Raw genomic sequence first — 18,694 nt, forward strand, 5'->3', positions numbered from 1 at the left:
GATCTTGGACGGTTTGGTTGTTGTTGTGGTCACGGTCGACGCTCCCAAAATGCCGGGCCGAGTGCTTCGATGAAGTCACCGTCGGCGACCAGGAAGCCCTCTTCGTTCACTGTAATAGGCAACTGCGGAAGTGCGCGAGCAGCGGGACCGAAGATCGGCTTGCCGTAGGTCAGTGCGTCGAACTGCGACTGGTGGCAGGGGCACAGAATACGGTTGCTCTGCTGTTCGTAGAGCGAGGTGGGGCAACCCAGGTGGGTGCAGATCTTCGAGTACGCGAAGTAATCGCCGTAGTTGAAGCTCTCCTGGCCCTTGCGCTTGGTGACACGCGCGGTGTCTTCCGTGCGGAGGCGGATGAGCATCACCGAGTTACGAATGCCGCGCAGTGCTGCGAGCAGAGCGTGCTCGTCGCCACGGTCGGACTCGCGGAACGGGAAGACCGTTTCCATCGAACCGGCATCGAGATCTTCCGGGCGAACGAGGACGATGTCCTCGGGACGGCCGGTGTCACGACGCAGGTAGATGGTCTCGCCCGGGTAGTTCGGGGTCCAGCCGGACACCCACAGGGGTGAGTCGTCGCCCTTGGCCCACGGGTTCTTGATGAGTCCGCCGAGAGGCATGACCATCATGACGCCGAGTGCGCCACCGCCGAACATCAAGCTGCGCTTGATGGCCTTGCGGCGGGGGAGGGTGGACGTATCGAGGGTGTCGCCGAGCTCGGCGACGATCGTGCGACGATCGACCTCGGTGGATCCACCGTCGTGGCGGTCCTGGATCGAGACCTCTTCGGGGATGAACTTCTTGGTGAACTGAACGGCACCGATGCCGACGCCGAGGATCGCCAGACCCATGGTCAAGCCGATCAGCGGGGTGTACAGGCTGTACTTGCCGTAGTTCTCGTCACCGGCACCTGCATACTCCCAGGGCCAGAACAGGTAGATCGCGATGAATGCGATCGCCGAAACGCCGGCGAGGCCGAACCAGAAGGCGACGTTGCGCTCGGCGCGCTTTTCCGCCCTGGTGCCCTTTACCGACCAACGATCACGGCGGTAGACGACATCGACGCCATCGAGATTGGTACCCAGCTTGACCAGGTCGTCGCGTGACATCGCGTCGAGCTCTTCATCTGTGTACTTCTTAGGCGTATCGCCGCCATGCTGGCCAGCGTCGCTCATGACCTTGCTCCGATCCACAATGCTGCACCGACGACAGCGATGATTCCGACGGCCCACATGGCGAGACCCTCAGAGGCCGGACCGAGGCCACCGAGCCCGTACCCACCGGGGTCCTTCGACTCGCCCGACGACTTGACGTAGGCGATGATGTCCTTCTTCTCCTCGATCGTCAGCTGACGATCCGAGAACTTCGGCATGTTCTGGGGGCCGGTAACCATGGCAGCGTAGATCTGCTGCTCGCTGGCCGGATCCAGGACCGGGGCGTACTTGCCCGAGGACAGTGCGCCACCGCGGCCGGTGAAGTTGTGGCACGACGCGCAGTTGAGCCGGAAGAGCTCACTGCCGCGTCCGATGTCGCCACCGCGCAGCGAGGACTGGGCGATTTCGCCGTTCTCGTCGCGGATGAGCGTCGGGCCGCCGCCGTTGGCCTGGATGAAAGCGCCGAGGGCGTCGGTCTGCGCAGCATCGAACTTGGGGTCCTTGCGTGCAGCCTGGGCCTCGTTGCGAGCTGCGGGCATACGACCAGAGGAGACCTGGAAGTACACGGCTGCTTCGCCGACGCCGATGAGGCTGGGACCGCGGTCCTGCACGCCCTGCAAGTTCGCGCCGTGGCACGTGATGCATGACGTGTCGTAGAGCTGCTTGCCTTCACGAATCAGGGCTGCTGAATCGTCGCTGGCGGTCGCAACCTGCGGAGCTGGTGTCAACGCCGAAGCGAGGAAACCTGCGCTGATCAATCCCATCATCAATACGAGCGCGCCGGTAACGCGCCGGCGGATTTTCCGCTGGCGACGCGACTTCGCGGCATTCGCTGAGTTATCGGATGCGGGAGGGGGGGATGAACTCATCTGTATCCCTTTGGTATGTCGGGACGGAACTGGACGTCAGGGGCTGCCTGGGGCGTACAGCTGATTAACGGATGAAATAAATCGTGGCAAACAGCGCGATCCACACGATGTCGACAAAGTGCCAGTAGTACGAAACAACGATCGCGGCGGTGGCCTGGGCGGGCGTGAACTTGCTGACCCGGGTACGTGCGATCAAGAAGACGAAGGCGATGAGACCGCCGATGACGTGCAGACCGTGGAAGCCGGTGGTCATGTAGAACACCGAGCCGTACACGCTGCTCGAAATCGTGGTGCCCTCGTGCACAAGGTGGTAGTACTCGTAACCCTGGCCGGAGACGAAGAACGCCCCCATGATCAAGGTGATGGTGTACCAGCGACGAAGTCCGAAGACGTCGCCACGCTCAGCCGCGAAGACACCCATCTGGCAGGTGAACGAAGATGCGATAAGCACCAAGGTCACCGGCACGGCCAGATACAGGTTCAATTCGGTTGGCTCCGGCGGCCAATTTCCGTTCGCCTGAGCTCGTGCCACGAAGTACATGGCAAAGAGCCCTGCGAAGAACATGAGCTCACTTGACAACCACACGATGGTGCCAACGCTGACCATATTCGGCCGGTTCAGCGAGTGCACGCGTTGGGTGATTGCCGATCCTGAAGTCCCTACTGCGCTCGTCACAGACAGAAGTATGACGCTTCGTCGTAAGAGACGACCACTCGGGTCCACCATCGGCGCGTCGCTCGGCTCGAGTTCGCGGGATCGGGCGGCGAACGCGCTGGTGGCGTGGTCGGAATATGCTGGCGCGATGGCAGCTACACACAAGAGTAGACCGTGGTTCCTGAGAATTTTCGGCACGAAGATTCCGACGCCGCTCGACGCGGCGCGGTCGGATCTGGTCGTCGTTGCCGAGGGCTTCGACGACGCCGAGGCGAGTTCGACCGCTCTCGAACGTGCCGGCTCCACCGAGCCGGAGTTTCGGGCGGAGTCCGAAGTGGTTCTGCGGCACCATCTCGACCTGCCGGAGGACTCGGTTGCCGATGCCGAGAACATCGTCGCTCAGGACGGATATGTGCGAGGCTCGAGTCGGCCCGAGGACGTGACTCAGGCGGTCGAGAATTCGGTTCGCGTCATCTTTGAGCGTGTCCAAATCCTTGACGCCCTGCATTGCTCCCAGGAGCGATCACGAATGGCCGGTCTGGCGCAGCGACTCGGTGGTTCCGTCGCCGGGTGGGACGCGCTCCAGCCCCCGATTCTTGCGGAGGCGACGCCCAAACGTGGTCGCCGAAAGACCTGAGCGGCCCTATTCGGTTCCCTTGCTACCTCACTGACTAGGCTGCGAGGGTCATCGGCAGCACAAAATGGCAGCACGAAACGACAGCTCGAAATCCAGCCCACATGAACGACAGGGGACCAAGGCACTATGGCCGGCACCGACGCATCCAACGCCGTGAACGTCGATTCGAGTGCAGTGGTGCGGTCGTGGCCGATGATTCTCGGTCTGCTCACGGACGGCAGTGACCTGTCGGAAGCCGACAGTCGGTGGGCGATGGGCGAGATCATGTCGGACAATGCCACTTCCGCTCAGATCGCCGCTTTCGGCGTCGGGCTGAAGATGAAGGGCGAAACCCCCGCGGAGTTGGAAGGGCTCGCCGGCGCCATGCTCGAACACTCCCGGCGCGTGCCGGTCGATTCCGACGTCGTCGACATCGTCGGCACGGGTGGCGACCGCTCCAACACGGTCAACATCTCGACGATGGCCTCGATCGTGGTTGCCGCGTCCGGTGTGCGAGTTGTCAAGCACGGCAACCGCGCTGCTTCGTCCAAGAGCGGTGGCGCAGACGTGCTCGAGGCGCTCGGCGTTCGCATCAACCTCGGCCCGGAGCAGGTTGCGAGGTGCGTCGAAGAGGTCGGCATCGGCTTTTGTTTCGCGCCGGTCTTCCATCCCGCACTGCGCTTTGCGGCGGTGCCTCGCAAGGAAATCGGCATCCCGACGGCATTCAACGTGCTCGGTCCACTGACCAATCCGGCTCGTCCGCGTGCCGGGCTGATCGGGTGCGCATTTCCGAAGCTGATCTCGGTCGTCGCGGGAGTCCTTGCGCAGCGCGGTAATTCGGCGTTGGTGGTGCGTGGAGACGACGGACTCGACGAACTGACCACATCGACGACTTCGACGGTTCACATCGTCGGCGGTGGAAGTGTGCGAACTGTCACGCTGGATCCGCGCGACCTCGGAATCGACCGCGTTCCTCTCGAAGAGTTGCGCGGAGGAGACGCCGAATTCAACGCCACCGTCGCCCGAACGCTGCTTTCCGGACAGAAGGGGCCGGTCCGGGACGCGGTCTTGCTGAACGCGGGAGCGGCCATCGCGGCGTTCAACGGTGTCGGTGACGATCTCGAGGGTGCGATCTCCGCCGGGATGACTGCAGCCGCTGCCGCGATCGACAGCGGCGCCGGCGCTGAACTGCTTCACAAGTGGGCGGCACTCACCGCCGAACTGGCCGACCAAGCCTGATCGACGAGCTACTCGCCCAGCGAGAAACCGGCCTCGACGTCTGCGCTGGAGAATGACTGGAAGGCGATGTGTGTGGCGGTTCGGAGAACGCCGGGCACCTTGTTGATTCCTCCGGTGACCACGTCGGCGATCTGAGCGTGGTCACGTACCTTCACGATGGCGATCAAGTCGACGTCACCTGCGCACGAGTAGACCTCCGTCACTCCGGACAGGTCGGCGACGGCCTGCGCGGTTTCCGGGATCCGAGCGGACTCGGCGTGAATCATGACGATGGCGTTGATCATTTCTCTCCTCGATTTCCCGGTGGGTTGTGATGACCCGGTGGTTTCGATCGAGCTTAGGGGTGCCGCTCCGTCGTTACGTCATCGATGTTCGGATTCGGTACCGGCCCGCGCGAGTCGGCACCAGGCTTCCCACTTGCCGGCGCCGCCCGCAGGTTCGACGTAGCCGGATGTCGCCGACACGATTCGGACACCGTCCGATGCGAGCCACCGTGCGATCAGGCCCAGTTCTTCGGGTGACGCGCCGCGGAACGGTGCGTCGTCCGGTAGGACGGTTTCGGCTGCCGCGGTGATGGCGTCGACGACGGGCATCGGGTGAGTTCCACGTCTGGCGAGCCCGGCGGACGCGAGACGTCCGGAACGGATCACCGACAGCTCCCAGCCGCCGTCCCCGGTGGGACGGGCGAGAATCAGTTGTTCGATCGCCGCGACTGCTGCAAGTCGCTGAGTGCGCCGCACTGCGGTAGAGACTGCGACCGTTCGGTCACGCAGACGAGCAGCATTCTCGAACAACGCGTGTTCGGACAGCTCGTCTATTCGCGCCTGCATTTGTTGGAGGGGAGCGTCGTTGGTTCCCCGGAAGAATCCACGCACAGTCTCAGGGGCGGCCGCGTAGTCCTGCGCAGTGAGTTCCGGTGCCCAGGAGGCGGGACACGCCCCCAGTTCGCGAGCGGGGCAGTCAGGGCCGTGAACGGCGCCGCGCCCGAGACGTTTGGTGCACGTGCGTAGGCGGCTGAACTCTGCGACGGTGTCGGCGACTTCGACTGCGTCGCCGCGAGAGGTGAACGGGCCGATCGAATCGGCCGTAGGCGTGCGAACCACGGACAGTCTGGGAAACGCCTCGTCGGTGAGAGTGATCCACCATCCTCTTTTGGGGAATTTGGAGCGACGGTTGTACGGGGGTGCATGCGCGCTCAGTAGTCGTAGTTCACGCACCCCTGCCTCGAGCGCATGGGCGCACTCGACGTGGTCCACACGGGTGGCGAGCGCGACCATTTCCTTCATCCGGCCGCGGGTCTCCGAACCGGTGAAGTAGTTGCGGACGCGGCGTCGAAGGTCGGTAGCAGTTCCTATATAGAGGGCTTCGTCCGAAGGGCCTCGGAAAAGGTAGACACCCGGGCTTCGCGGCAGGTTTGCGGCGAAGGACCGTTTTGCGCGCTGATGTGAGGAAATGTTGGGCAGGTAGTCGACGAGTTCGCTGTAACTGTGGACGCCTTGGTTCCCGACTCTGTCGATCAACCCGTGTAGGACGTCGACGGTCGCACGCGCGTCGTCGAGCGCGCGGTGCGTCGGTTGGGTGGTCACCTGGAAGAGATGGGCGAGTGCGGAGAGTTTGACCGAAGGCGCCTCGTCGCGGGTGAGCACGCGTCTGGCGAGCTTCACAGTGCACAGCACACGGAACGACGGCCACGGGCGTGCGCTGCGTGACGCCGCTGCTTTCAGGAAGCCGATGTCGAAGGGCGCGTTGTGTGCCACCAGCACCGCGCCCTCGGCGAATTCGAGAAAAGCGGGTAGGACACGTTCGATGGGAGGTGCGCCGATCAGCATGGCGGTGGTGATTCCGGTCAGTTCGACGATGTACGGCGGAATCGATCGGCCGGGATCGACGAGTGTTGCCATTTCACCGAGCACTTCGCCACCGCGGATCTTGACGGCGCCGATCTCGGTGATGGAGTCCTGGTCGGCGCTTCCACCTGTGGTCTCGAGGTCGACGACGACAAACGTCGTTTCGCTCAGCGGTGTGTCCAGCTCGTCGAAGCTCAGTTGCCGCCCGACGTCGAACTTCTCCCCGTCGGAGAACGGGGACGGAGACGGAAATTCTCGGGCCGAGGCGGGACTCACACCGCAGACAGTAGAAGGACCCCCCGACACGAATTCGAGAGTGCATACGCGGAACCCGGCTCACTCCGACTTCCATTGGGAAAGCAACGGATTGACCCCCGACAAAAGTACGAGAGACGAGGATCACACTTGCGGTGGGAACTCGCGAATGCGGACTCCTACCTACTTACCGGTAGGGCGATTCGTGAGGGTGTTGCTACGGCGATCAGTCGCCGAAACCGCCTGATTGATCGAAACGGGTTCTAGTTTCAAGTAATCGGCGTTGAACTGCATGGAAGATCGGATTGTCGGGTTTGGTGACCCTTGCCAGTGGGTAGCAAGCGCAGGTTTGCGGGCCAGGTGAGCCTCGCCGAACAGACCTGTTGTTATCTCTTCGTGACCCGTCCGGCGTATCGCGGGCGCGGCAGCATGATTTCCGGCGAATCGGGCGCGATTGTCACGAAGCGGTCGACATCGTCGCGATCATTTCGTAACCTTCCTGAGACCTAACGAAGTCTTGCCGGACCAAACGGGACCGGCATCGTCAGGAACCGCCTAATCGGGATCTCCGCGAGGAACCCGAACCGGGAACCCAAGTTTCCACTGGGGTGAATCCCGCCTGGGGTGCAGCACGCATGATCGCTGCGGACCACGCGGGTAGGGCTGATCTTCCCAGCCCGAACCCGTCAGCTAACTCGGTCGGCGGATGAATGGAAGAAATGGAGCACCCCTTAAGTGGCGTCACAGAGTTTCAAGCGTTCAGCGCAGTTGGCAGTAGCCGGCGCGCTCGCAGTCGGAGCATTTGCTGCAACCGCTGCACCTGCCTCGGCAGACCCCATCACCATCCCCGGCGTCGGCACCTTCGAGGTTCCGGGCGTTTCTATTCCTCAGTTGCCGGTCATCCCGGGCATCACCGACATCGCACCGGCCGCTCCGGCCGCTCCCATCTCCAGTGTTGGTGAGCAGGCAGTTCGCGCCGCAGAGAGCAAGCTGGGCTCCCCGTACGTGTACGGCGCATCGGGCCCGGACGCATTCGACTGCTCCGGTCTGGTCCAGTGGGCATACAAGCAGGCTGGTCTGAACCTGCCTCGCACGAGCTACGACCAGGCCGCAGCCGGCGTTGCCGTTTCACAGTCCGATCTTCAGGTCGGCGACGTGATCTCCTTCTACGGCGGATCGCACTCGGGCATCTACGCCGGCAACGGCAATGTCATCCACGCGTCGACCGCTGGTCAGCCCGTGAAGCTCGCACCGGTGTCCTCGATGCCGTACGACGGTGCTCGCCGTTACTGATTTCTGAACACGCTCGACGGCTGTCTCCGGTAGACGGTCGGAACGATCCGCCGCTGCAAGGCGGCGGAGCTCGGGGGAGCTCCGGATCTTCGAATGTGGGCCTCGAATCTTTGATTCGAGGCCCACATTTTCGTTTCGCGACAATTCGCCCGGTACTTCACCCCGACACGCCTACCGGCGAGTAGACACAAACGTATGCCGTTCCGTAACCTTATCGAGACATTGCGCGGCCGAGACAGGTACTGTGGATAGTTGACAGCCAGCTAACAGATCGTCGACCGGTCCCGGTCGACGTCGCTTCACCGAGACGGAGAGTTGCATTCCGTGGTTTCATCGAAAAACAACAGTCGAGTACGCGCCGCATTGACAGTGGGAGTGCTGGCGTTCGGACTCGTCGCAGGGCCTTCGATGCAGGCCGGTGCCGACCCCGTCATCACCAACCCCACCGAGGCGCTCGACAAGCTCGGTGAACTCTCCCGGGTATCCGAGCAGACCAACGAAGCGCTGCACAACGCACAGATCGACCTCGACGCGAAGCTGGCGGTCGCGAATGATGCGGACGCGCGTTCGGCAGCCGATCAGGGTCTTCTCGACGCGGCTTCGGCACGTGTCGCCGAGTTCGCTCCGGCGGTAAACCGTATTGCCACAGCGAATTACCAGGGTGCGCGGACCAATCGCCTCTTTGCGTTGATGGTGAGCGACTCGCCGCAGCAGTTGCTCGATCAGATGTCCGCGCTGGACGTGATTTCCAACGACGCGGCAGTGCAGGTCTCACAGTTCAACCAAGCCACTGCCGAAGCGCGTGCCGCCTCGGAAGCATCGAAGCGTTCGGCCGAAGAAGCGCGGACCGCCGCCGATCAAGCCCGCGCACTCAGTGACGATTTGCAGCGCAAGCAGAGTGAATTGCAGACGCAGATCGCCGACGTGACCAAAGCTTTCCAGAGCCTCACCGACGCCGAGCGTAACCAACTGAGCGGTACGCCATTCCCGCCGGACGTCGATCTCAGCAAAATTCTAGCTAACTTGACGCCTGGTTCGGGTGCTGCTGCTCTGCAGGCAGGCCTCACGCGGATCGGTGACCCGTATGTCTGGGGCGCGACCGGCCCGAACGAGTTCGACTGCTCAGGTCTGGTCGTATGGGCCTACAAGCAAATCGGGAAGACTCTGCCGCGTTCGAGCCAGGCGCAGGCGCAGGGCGGCGTACCGGTGTCGAGGGACCAACTACAGCCCGGTGACGTCGTGACTTTCTACAGCGACAACTCGCATGTCGGTATCTACGCCGGCGACGGAAACATTCTGCATGCGTCGACGTTCGGCGTACCGGTGAAGGTTCAGTCGATGGCAGGCATGGAGTTCTCCACTGCGCGTCGTTACTGACGGCTTGCTGCGCCCGAGCGGCGTGTGGCCAGCCGCCGTGAAGCGTCGAGTCGAGTTCTCCTACACTCGGCACCGTGCCGACTGAACCGATGACGACGCCCGACGTCGGCGCAGATCGACCACGCCGTTGGGAGTATCCAGCCCTCGTGGCGCTCGGCGTTGCCGTGGTGCTCGTTCTAGGGTTGACGATCTTCCTGACGAACAGGTCCGATTCCGACGAAAATGCGGCCAGTGAGCAGGACGCCGAACGCACCGCGCAGGTACAAGCATTTCTCGATGCATGGGCTGCGGCGCAGATGTCCGACGATCCGTCGGGGCTGGCGAAGTTCGTCGACAGTGCTGCGGCACCCGGTGTGCTCGAAGCGGAAGTTCGGCGAGCCACCGCTGCGGGAGCGCTCGATTTCTCCGACTGGGGATACGAGATTCCCAGCGGCGGCCTGACACCGGCGCCGCGAACCGGTGCACCGGACGGAGACGTCGAGGTCTGGAATGCACAGGTTCTGTTGCGCTACGCCCTCGACGGCGTTGACGCATTGCCCACTCGCAAGGCAGTGTCCATGACGCTCGCGAAACGCGGAGATCAGTGGTCGGTTCTTGCGGACGGGTCGATCGTCGGACTGGACGGAGCCCGAACGGCGGGCGAATCCTGGAACGGCCCTTGGGACTTCGGGCCGCTGGCCGTCGCCGAAAATGCCGCGGGCAATGCACTCGTGATCGGTCACCCGGGTCAGCAGGCGTTCGTCGACGCTTTGGCGGCCGATGTGGACTCAGCCATCGAGAACACGACGCAGTTGTGGGGGCCGTGGTGGTCCGAGCGCGCGGTGCTCATGGTGGCGGGGTCCGCGGAGGAGTTCACCGCACTGGTCGGCTCCCATCACGACGGCGCTTCGATTGCCGCAGTGTCGGTCGCGGATGCAACGGCGGACGGGTCTTCCGACGTGAGCGGCCAGCGGGTGGTCTTCTCGCCTGCCGCGGCTTCGAGGCTGACCGACATCACCAGGCGAACGGTGTTGCGCCACGAGCTCATGCACATAGCCGCCCGATCGAAAACCCGTGACGGGTCGCCGATGTGGGTGTTGGAAGGGTTCGCCGAATACGCGGGAAATCGTGGATCCTCGCGGGCCTGGGGTGAGATCGCGCCGACTCTGGCAGCAGCGGTCCGCTCCGGCGATACTCCGACAGAGTTTCCGGACGACACACAGTTCGGCGGTGTCCCGGTCGTGAGTTCACTGGCGTACGAATCGGCGTGGTCTATCAACGCGTATATCGCTGATCGATTCGGCGAGGCGAAGCTGACCGACCTCTTTCGCGCCCTCGCCTCCGGAAAGATGACGGCCGAAGACCTCGACTCGCGGATCCGAGCGGTCCTCGGCGTCGGAACCGAGGAACTGCGAGTCGGCTGGGTCGACTGGACCAACAGCCATCTGGGCTGAGCGGTTTGCGGCTGGACGTTCGACTCGGCGAGGTGAGCTTCGCAAGTCTCGAAGCACTGCGTGCCCTTGTCACGACTCCAAGCACAGCGTGCCCTACGGTGGACGGATGCGCCGGACCCTCTTGGTGACCAACGATTTTCCTCCTCGCCCCGGAGGTATCCAGTCTTATCTCCACACGTTTGCCGGGCACCTGCCGGCGGACAAGTTGGTGGTGTACGCACCGCGGTGGCGGGGCGACTCGCACAAGAAGTTCGATGCGGCACAGCCTTTCGAGGTCGTTCGGCACCCGACGACACTGATGCTGCCGTCGCCCTTTGTCGCTCGTCGGGCCGCGAAGCTGGTCAAGAAGCACGACTGTGAGTCGGTGTGGTTCGGTGCGGCAGCGCCCTTGGCGCTGTTGGCGCCGGTTGTTCGACGCGCCGGAGCGAGCCGAGTGATCGCGAGTACTCACGGCCACGAGGTCGGGTGGTCGATGATTCCCGGTGCGCGGCAGTCGTTGCGTGTGATCGGCGATCACACGGATGCGGTGACGTTTGTCAGCAAATACACCCGTGGACGGTTCTCGGCGGCTTTCGGCCCGCAAGCGGCGCTCGAGCACCTTCCGTCCGGAGTGGACACGTCGGTGTTCCACCCGGACTCGGTCGCCCGCGCAGAACTGCGCAAGCGATACGGGCTGGGGGAGCGGCCCACGATCCTGTGCCTGTCGCGGCTCGTGCCACGCAAGGGGCAGGACATGCTCATCAAGGCGCTGCCGACCATTCGCAAGAGCGTCGACGGGGCGGTACTGGTGATAGTCGGCGGTGGACCGTACGAGGACCACCTCCGTCAATTGACACGTAAGACCGGGATGGACGATCACGTCGTCTTCACCGGCACAGTGCCCGCCGCAGAGTTGGCGGCTCACCACACGATTGCCGACGTGTTTGCCATGCCGTGTCGCACGCGAGGCGCGGGATTGGATGTCGAAGGACTGGGAATCGTCTACCTCGAGGCCTCGGCGACCGGCGTTCCGGTCATCGCCGGCCGCAGTGGTGGCGCTCCGGAAACCGTGCAGCAGAACAAGACCGGGCTCGTAGTCGACGGCACCTCTGTTCGGGACGTCGCCGAATCCGTGATCGAGGTGCTGTCCGATCGTGATCGAGCGGCCGCGATGGGAGCAGCCGGCCGGGAGTGGGTTGCCGAAGACTGGAAGTGGGACACGCTCGCTTCGAAGCTGCGTAATCTGCTCGGCTGAGCCACCGGGACTCGAACGCAAACGGCCCGCACCGAATTCGGTGCGGGCCGTTCGTTGCTGCGAGAAGCTGCTTGCCGAAAACCTACTTGGCGTAGATCTTTTCGATGTCGGCGGCAAAGCTCTCGTGCACGACGTTGCGCTTGAGCTTCATCGTGGGCGTGAGTTCGCCTGTGTCCTCGGAGAAGTCGACCGGAAGAATGCGGAACTTCTTGATCGCCTCGGCGTGTGAGACGAGCTTGTTGGCCTCGTCGATGGCGTCCTGGATTTCACCGACCAGCTCGCCGTCCGAAACCAGGTCGGCAGCTGTGGTTCCCGCGGCCTTGTTGTTGCGCTCGTTCCAGGCGGGAAGTGCCTCGGCGTCGATGGTGATGAGAGCGCCGATGAAAGGCTTCTGGTCGCCGACCACGATGGCCTGGCTGATCAGGGGGTGTGCGCGAAGGGAATCTTCGAGCTGAGCGGGGGAGACGTTCTTGCCGCCTGCCGTGACGATGATTTCCTTCTTGCGACCGGTGATCGTGATGTAGCCGTCCTTGTCGACGGTGCCCAGGTCTCCGGTGTGGAACCAGCCGTTCTCGATCGACTCGGCGGTCGCCTTCTCGTTGCGCCAGTAGCCGGTGAAGACCACCGGTCCCGAGAGGAGGATTTCGCCGTCTTCGGCAATGCGAACGGAGTTGCCGGCCAACGGCTTTCCGACAGAGCCGACCTTCTGTGCGCCGATGGTGTTGACGGCGAACGCTGCGGTGGTCTCGGTCAGTCCGTAGCCCTCGTAGATCGTGACGCCGATACCGCGGAAGAAGTGGCCGAGTCGAGCGCCCAGGGGTGCACCACCGGAAATGGCCAGCTGGCACTGTCCACCGAGTGCAGCGCGCAGCTTCGAGTACACGAGCTTGTCGAAGAGTGCGTGCTTGGCCTTGAGAACGATGCCCGCGCCGCCCTTGTCCTGAGCCTCGCTCCACGCGACCGCGGTGTCTGCGGCCGCGTCGAAGATCTTGCCCTTGCCGTCACCGTGCGCCTTGGCGCGTGCGCTGTTGTAGACCTTCTCGAATACGCGCGGCACCGAGAGGATGAAGTCGGGCTTGAACTCGCCGAACGTCGGAACGAGGTTCGGGATGTCGCTCGTGTGTCCAAGCGCTGCACCGGCATCGAACGACGCGATGCTGACTGCGCGAGCGAGAACGTGCGCGAGCGGCAAGAACATCAGGGTGCGAACGCCGGGAGTCTTGAGCAGCGTCCCGAGGTTGGAGTCGAGGATGCCCTTCGACTCCGCAATGAGGTTGGAGTGCGTCAGCTGGCAGCCCTTGGGCCGGCCAGTGGTGCCCGAGGTGTAGATCAGGGTCGCGGGATCGGAGGCCTTCAGTGCAGCGACGCGGGCGTGGACGTCCTCGTCGGAGATGTCGGCGCCCAGTGCGGTCAATTCCTCGACGACACCCTTACCGGCTGCCGCGGCATCGATCTGGTAGACCGTGCGCAGCGCGGGTGCGGCTGCAGCGACGTCCTTCACGGTCGCGGCGTGAGTGTCGTTCTCGACGATGAGGTCGATTGCTTCGGAGTCCTCGAGAATCCAACGAACCTGCTCGGCTGCGGAGGTTTCGTAGATCGGAACCGTCACGCCACCGGCTGCCCAGATGGCGTAGTCGACGAGCGGCCATTCGAAACGCGTCGCCGACATGAGGCCGACGCGGTCGCCCTGCTTGACGCCGATCGCGATGAGGCCCTTGGCGACTGCAGTCACCTGGGCGGCGAAATCGCCTGCAGTGACATCGACCCATGCATTTCCGACTTTGCGCTTGTAGACAACCGCCGCCGGCTTCGTCTTCGCGAAGGCGAAGACCGAGTCGACCGCGGAGGCATCCTCGGGAATGGTGAACGTCTGGGGTGCGCTGAACTCAGGCACGAAATACCTCCGACACTGCGAAATACTGACGAGTAGGGTTTTCGTCTCCTACTGTAGTCGCATGTCCGACGCAGTTGTGGCCAGGCTTACAGTCTGTCCGGTATGTAGTGGTGCGACACCCCTCGACGCTTCGCCGACGCGATATGTGAAGCTACTTCGGTGAGCAGCATTCAGGTCGCAGACCAGACTTTCATCGCCGCCCCGCCCGAGCGGGTCGCCGAACTGTTGTCCTCGCGCGCGCGGTGGCGTCGCTGGTTCAGTGATCTTGCGCTCGAAGTCCGGGAAGATCGCGGTCCCGCAGGATTCCGTTGGGGAGTGTCCGGTCAGCTGGTCGGCACCATGGAGGTGTGGCTCGAACCGGTCATGGACGGGACGATCGCGCACTACTTCCTGCACTGTGAACCGGTCGGCGTATCACCGTCGGATCTGGCGAACCTCGACCTCGCCGGGATGAACCGAAAGCGTCGGGTCGACGGCAAGGTCATGTCCTTCCAGCTCAAGCGCGAACTCGAAGCAGGACGTGCCGCCGGGGTAGCACCGGACTGATAATCGAAGTAGTGCTCGATGTGCAGGTTCTGGACTTTTGACGAAGGAAGGTAGCGCAGTCGTATGGCCGAGAAGACCAAGGGGTTGATCAGCATCGACGCCCCTGCCGACGCCGTGATGGACGTCATCGCCGATTTCGCGCAGTACCCCGAATGGGTGGCCGCGGCGAAGTCCGTCGAGGTGACGGCGCCGGGGCAGGGCGGACGCGCGGACCGAGTACGTTTTGTCCTCGACGCGGGGATGGTGAAGGACACCTACGAACTGCAGTATTCGTGGGCGCCGGACGGGATGGCAGTGAGCTGGGAGCTGATCTCGGGTGAGATCCAGAAGTCCCAATTCGGTTCGTACACACTCGAGCCCGGCCCGAACGGCACCACCTCTGTCACCTACGAGTTGACGGTCGACCTGACGATTCCGATGATCGGTCTCTTCAAGCGCAAGGCCGAGAAGATCATTACCGACACAGCTCTGAAAGAACTGAAGAAGCGAGTCGAGGGCTGAGTGCCGGAGCAACGATCTCGCGTCCAACTGTTCGTCGGTAAAGGCGGAGCAGGCACGACGACGCTTGCCTCGGCGACGGCTGTGTCGGCTGCGTCCGACGGGGCACGAGTGCTTTTGGTGTCGATCGATCAGACAGGTTCTCTCGCGGATGTCGTGGGCGCGCCGGCGCTGCGAACGACTACACCTCTCACCGAGCGCCTCGACGTCCGGCAACTCGACACTTCCGAGCTCCTCGAGGAAAAGTTCCGAGGACTGTCGGGATTGATCGATGCTGCAGGAAATTTCGGAGCGGGAGATCACGAACACGGTTCGTCGTTCGAGGGGTTGGAACCGGAAGAGTTGACGGGATCCCTGGGGATCCAAGACATACTCGGACTCTCCGAGATCGTCGATATCTCGAGCAGCGGGGACTACGACCTCGTGATCGTGGACTGTCCGGCCGCAGCCGAAGCACTGCGGATCCTCGGGTCGCCGTCGATGGTGTCGGAGTATCTCGAGCGATTGTGGCCGCGGCACAGGCGGATGGTCGCCGTGACGGGCTCGGACATGCGAGTGTTGCTACTCGTGTCCGTCATCGAACGCGTGCTCGCGTCGGTGGATCGAATCGCCGTTCACCTCTCGGATCGGGAGAACACCAGCGTGCGCGTTGTGACGTCGGCCGATGGCGTGTCGGCCGCGGCGACTCGCCGGACGTTGTCCGGTCTGGCTCTGGCGGGGTTGCGAGTCGACGGGATTGTGGTCAACAACCTTGTCCCGCAGTTCAACTCGTCGGCCGGGAAGGGGGTCGACGATTCGCCGGCGGCACAATGGCTCGCTTCGATCAGGGCGTCACAGGCACACGTCGTCGACGAATTGCGTGGATCGACTGATGGAATGTCCGTCACAACGGTCGAGCGCGCCTGCGCCGAACCGGTAGGGTTGGCGGCTCTGGGCGAGATCGCGGCCACGTTCGAGGGTGGAACGGGCACGGATTCGGACACCGTCGACACAATCGACGCTGTCGACACCGCGGACAACATCGTGGTGTCGTTGGAGTCGGGGGCCGGAGTCGATTCGGTGTACGTGATGCGGATGTACCTTCCGCTCGTGGATCCGTCGTCGTTGTCGTTGGGCCGGGTGGAGGACGATGTGCTGGTGGGAGCAGACGGCGTACGGCGCAGAGTTCGTTTGGCGTCGGTGCTGCGTCGTTGTGTCGTGAATGGGGCGGAGTTGGACGGCAGTTACCTGATCATCCGGTTCAGCCCGGATCCCGCGGTGTGGCCAGTATGAGCGAAGAGCACGAGCGCCTCGTCGCGGAATTTCGTGCGTTGGCGGATACCGTTCTGACGCGCCTGGAACCGGTCTTGCAAAAGGCTGCAGCAGCGACGACCGACGTTGCGGGTGACTCGGCGTCAGCGGACACGCAGCCGGCGTTCACTGGCTGCAGTTGGTGCCCGGTGTGCGCTCTCGCTGCACTGGTTCGCGGTGAGCACCACGAACTACTGGCGTTTCTCGCGGGTCACGCAGCGGCGTTCCTCGCATTGCTTCGCGAGATTCTCGACGAGTTTCTCGGGGGGCCGTCCGGCCCGGATCGCGGACCGGACAGCGGAGCGACGACGCCAGGTGCCGAGCGAACTCGAACGGCGGCATTTGTCCCGATCAACGTGACGGTCAAGGACTGACTTTGTACCCCGGGTAGAGCTGACGGCCCGAGATGAGCACAATCGACACAATGGTCACCGACGCACGAGGCACCGATACACGGTGCGCACTCCAGCGGGCGCCGCTCGCGCGGGAATTGGCGCGATGAGCGCGCGCCGCTTGAAAGCGGTCTCCGACTCCACCATGGACGACATCTTGACGGTCGGCATCGACGTCGGCGGAACGAGCATCAGGGCCTCCGTCGTGGACGTCGACGGACAAGTGCTCGAGATGATTCAAGCCCCGACCCCGCAGTCCGCACGCGCTCTCGAAGACGGCCTCGATCGCGTCGTACGCGAACTGGTCACCCGGCACGAGGTATCTGCCGTGGGGTTGGCGGTCGCCGGCTTCATCACCTCCGATCGAAGCTCGGTTCGGTTCGCGCCGCACTTGCCCTGGGTGGACGCGCCGGTGGGAAGTGACTTGAGCAAGCGGCTCGGATTGCCCGTCGTTCTCGAGCACGACGCCAATGCAGCGGCGTTCGCGGAGCACCGATTCGGCGCGGCCGCAGGTGGCCGCAATGTCGTGATGGTGGCAATCGGGACCGGAATCGGCGGTGCGCTGCTGATCAACGGTGAGCTGTACCGGGGCAGTCACGGCGTCGCCCCCGAACTCGGCCACATCCAGGTCGTTCCGGGCGGGCGTCAGTGTGCGTGTGGCAAGCGTGGGTGTTGGGAGCGCTATTGCAGCGGAACGGCGCTCGTGGACACGGCAATCGAACTGCTGGCCGCCGACCCTGCCGCGTCGACGGTTCTGGCGCGCGAAGTAGCGGTGGATCCGGGTTCCCTCACCGGTCGCCGGATCGCCAACGCCGCGCAGGACGGTGACCCACTCGCGCTGGCAACCATTGCCGAGTTCACCCGTTGGCTGGCCGTCGGATTGGCGATGGTCGGGGACGTCTACGATCCCGATCTGGTCGTGATCGCAGGCGGCGTCGCGAGTTCTGCCCCACTGTTTCTCGACGACGCCCGTGAGCAGTACGCGACATTGTTGACCGGCGCGAAGCACCGCCCGCTGGCACGAATCCGTTCGGCTCAACTCGGCGAAGCTGCGGGCATGGTGGGCGCCGCCGCATTGGCGCGTTCGGTAGTGCCTCAGGATCTCGGTGGGGTCGACGGCGCTGGAACCACGTCTGCCGGACTGTGATCGGGTCGATCCTCCAGGGGCGTGTGTAGCGGGGGTTACCGGTCGGCAGTAAGGTCGTACTCAGCGAAATTCAGCTGTGAATGGGAGGGACGCCGTGTGGTATTGGCTCTTCAAGTATGTGTTGCTGGGGCCGATTCTCTGGCTGCTCGGGCGTCCGACGGTCAAAGGTCACGAGAATATTCCGACTGACGGAGCGGCCATTCTGGCCAGCAATCACCAGGCGGTTCTGGACTCGTTCTACCTTCCGCTTCGCGTCAACCGCCGCATCACCTTCCTTGCCAAGAGCGAGTACTTCACCGGTTCCGGCCTGAAGGGCGCTTTCCAGAAGTGGTTCTTCACCGCGGTCGGACAGGTCCCCATCGACCGAACCGGCGCGGACGCGGCGCAGGATGCGCTCAACGCCGGTCTCAAGGTTCTCGGTTCGGGCAGTCTGCTGGGTATCTACCCCGAAGGAACGCGTTCGCCTGACGGTCGTCTCTACAAGGGCAAGACCGGAATGGCGCGCCTCGCGCTCGAATCGGGCGTCAAGGTGATCCCGGTTGCGATGGTCGGTACCGACAAGATGAATCCGATCGGCTCACGGATGTGGCGCCCCGCGAAGGTCACCGTGATCGTCGGTGAACCCATCGATTTCTCCCGCTTCGAAGGCATGGGCGGAAACCGCTTCGTCGAGCGGGCTGTGACCGACGAAGTGATGTACAAGCTGATGAAACTCTCCGGCCAGGAGTACGTGGACATCTACGCGGCGAGCCTCAAGAACCAGGCGCCCACGAAACCCGAAGCTGCCGTCGATGTTCCGGCGGAAGGCGGCGAGTCGGTTGTCGATCTCGTGGCCTCGGCCGAGTCGAAGGAGTCCGCGAAGACCGACAAGGATTCGCTCCCCGACGCACAGGCCAGCTAGAGATTTCCCACACCTGCCGCACGCGCATTGGCTCCAGAGCCTGCGCGTGCGGCATAG

18 protein-coding genes and 1 riboswitch are annotated in these 18,694 nt (G+C 63.6%); of the genes, 12 read left to right on the forward strand and 6 right to left on the reverse strand.

What is annotated here, in order from left to right; genetic code table 11:
* Positions 1-29 precede the first annotated feature (29 nt).
* The 3 genes from qcrA to ctaE all read right to left on the reverse strand — a co-directional run bounded on the left by qcrA (position 30) and on the right by ctaE (position 2,696).
* A complete protein-coding gene (gene qcrA, locus RE4_RS15775; RefSeq protein WP_020908103.1) occupies positions 30-1,172 on the reverse strand; it encodes a cytochrome bc1 complex Rieske iron-sulfur subunit in 1,143 nt (380 codons plus the stop codon).
* A complete protein-coding gene (gene qcrC, locus RE4_RS15780; RefSeq protein WP_020908102.1) occupies positions 1,169-2,020 on the reverse strand; it encodes a cytochrome bc1 complex diheme cytochrome c subunit in 852 nt (283 codons plus the stop codon). Before qcrC ends, qcrA begins: the two co-directional genes overlap by 4 nt.
* Before the next feature lie 64 nt (positions 2,021-2,084).
* Positions 2,085-2,696: an aa3-type cytochrome oxidase subunit III gene (gene ctaE, locus RE4_RS15785; RefSeq protein ID WP_020908101.1), complete on the reverse strand. Its 612-nt coding sequence runs from the start codon at positions 2,694-2,696 to the stop codon at positions 2,085-2,087.
* A gap of 127 nt (positions 2,697-2,823) precedes the next feature.
* On the opposite strand from ctaE, the gene RE4_RS15790 reads away from it, so the two are divergent.
* Positions 2,824-3,312, forward strand: a complete 489-nt coding sequence (locus tag RE4_RS15790; protein WP_060938939.1) for a hypothetical protein — start codon at positions 2,824-2,826, stop codon at positions 3,310-3,312.
* A gap of 126 nt (positions 3,313-3,438) precedes the next feature.
* Positions 3,439-4,530, forward strand: coding sequence for an anthranilate phosphoribosyltransferase (trpD, locus tag RE4_RS15795; RefSeq protein ID WP_020908099.1), 1,092 nt, complete (start codon positions 3,439-3,441; stop codon positions 4,528-4,530).
* Between the two features lie 8 nt (positions 4,531-4,538).
* Here trpD and RE4_RS15800 read toward each other — a convergent pair whose 3' ends face one another.
* Positions 4,539-4,814, reverse strand: coding sequence for an Lrp/AsnC family transcriptional regulator (locus RE4_RS15800; RefSeq protein WP_003941677.1), 276 nt, complete (start codon positions 4,812-4,814; stop codon positions 4,539-4,541).
* 78 nt (positions 4,815-4,892) lie between these two features.
* The gene (locus RE4_RS15805) at positions 4,893-6,653 is read right to left on the reverse strand and encodes a DEDD exonuclease domain-containing protein (protein WP_019748905.1); all 1,761 of its coding nucleotides are present in this window, start codon (positions 6,651-6,653) and stop codon (positions 4,893-4,895) included.
* Positions 6,654-7,174: 521 nt separating this feature from the next.
* Positions 7,175-7,353: riboswitch (cyclic di-AMP (ydaO/yuaA leader) on the forward strand.
* 14 nt (positions 7,354-7,367) lie between these two features.
* On the opposite strand from RE4_RS15805, the gene RE4_RS15810 reads away from it, so the two are divergent.
* The 4 genes from RE4_RS15810 (at position 7,368) to RE4_RS15825 (ending at position 11,969) form a co-directional block, all read left to right on the forward strand.
* A complete protein-coding gene (locus RE4_RS15810) occupies positions 7,368-7,925 on the forward strand; it encodes a C40 family peptidase (protein WP_019748904.1) in 558 nt (185 codons plus the stop codon).
* A 324-nt stretch (positions 7,926-8,249) separates the two neighbouring features.
* On the forward strand, positions 8,250-9,302 hold the full coding sequence (locus RE4_RS15815; protein ID WP_060938901.1) for a C40 family peptidase: 1,053 nt from the start codon (positions 8,250-8,252) through the stop codon (positions 9,300-9,302).
* A 74-nt stretch (positions 9,303-9,376) separates the two neighbouring features.
* Positions 9,377-10,735, forward strand: coding sequence for a hypothetical protein (locus tag RE4_RS15820; protein ID WP_020908096.1), 1,359 nt, complete (start codon positions 9,377-9,379; stop codon positions 10,733-10,735).
* 106 nt (positions 10,736-10,841) lie between these two features.
* Entirely contained in the window at positions 10,842-11,969 is a 1,128-nt protein-coding gene (locus RE4_RS15825; RefSeq protein WP_020908095.1) for a glycosyltransferase family 4 protein, read from the forward strand.
* 82 nt (positions 11,970-12,051) lie between these two features.
* Here the strand turns inward: RE4_RS15825 and RE4_RS15830 are convergent, their stop codons facing one another.
* A complete protein-coding gene (locus RE4_RS15830; RefSeq protein WP_019748900.1) occupies positions 12,052-13,863 on the reverse strand; it encodes an AMP-dependent synthetase/ligase in 1,812 nt (603 codons plus the stop codon).
* A 159-nt stretch (positions 13,864-14,022) separates the two neighbouring features.
* Here RE4_RS15830 and RE4_RS15835 point away from each other — a divergent pair, with 159 nt between their 5' ends.
* The 6 genes from RE4_RS15835 to RE4_RS15860 all read left to right on the forward strand — a co-directional run bounded on the left by RE4_RS15835 (position 14,023) and on the right by RE4_RS15860 (position 18,637).
* A complete protein-coding gene (locus RE4_RS15835) occupies positions 14,023-14,409 on the forward strand; it encodes an SRPBCC family protein (RefSeq protein ID WP_019748899.1) in 387 nt (128 codons plus the stop codon).
* A 63-nt stretch (positions 14,410-14,472) separates the two neighbouring features.
* Positions 14,473-14,910 carry an SRPBCC family protein gene (locus RE4_RS15840; RefSeq protein WP_019748898.1) on the forward strand — a complete coding sequence of 146 codons (438 nt, stop codon included), beginning with the start codon at positions 14,473-14,475 and terminating at the stop codon, positions 14,908-14,910.
* Entirely contained in the window at positions 14,911-16,179 is a 1,269-nt protein-coding gene (locus tag RE4_RS15845) for an ArsA family ATPase (RefSeq protein ID WP_020908094.1), read from the forward strand.
* Positions 16,176-16,571 carry a hypothetical protein gene (locus tag RE4_RS15850; RefSeq protein WP_060938902.1) on the forward strand — a complete coding sequence of 132 codons (396 nt, stop codon included), beginning with the start codon at positions 16,176-16,178 and terminating at the stop codon, positions 16,569-16,571. The genes RE4_RS15845 and RE4_RS15850 overlap by 4 nt, the downstream gene beginning before the upstream one ends.
* 124 nt (positions 16,572-16,695) lie before the next feature.
* Positions 16,696-17,736: an ROK family protein gene (locus tag RE4_RS15855; protein WP_020969875.1), complete on the forward strand. Its 1,041-nt coding sequence runs from the start codon at positions 16,696-16,698 to the stop codon at positions 17,734-17,736.
* A 94-nt stretch (positions 17,737-17,830) separates the two neighbouring features.
* On the forward strand, positions 17,831-18,637 hold the full coding sequence (locus RE4_RS15860) for a lysophospholipid acyltransferase family protein (RefSeq protein WP_029538272.1): 807 nt from the start codon (positions 17,831-17,833) through the stop codon (positions 18,635-18,637).
* Positions 18,638-18,694 lie beyond the last annotated feature (57 nt).

The sequence above is a fragment of the Rhodococcus erythropolis NBRC 15567 genome (assembly GCF_001552595.1).
Classification (GTDB): Bacteria; Actinomycetota; Actinomycetes; order Mycobacteriales; family Mycobacteriaceae; genus Rhodococcus_F; species Rhodococcus_F erythropolis.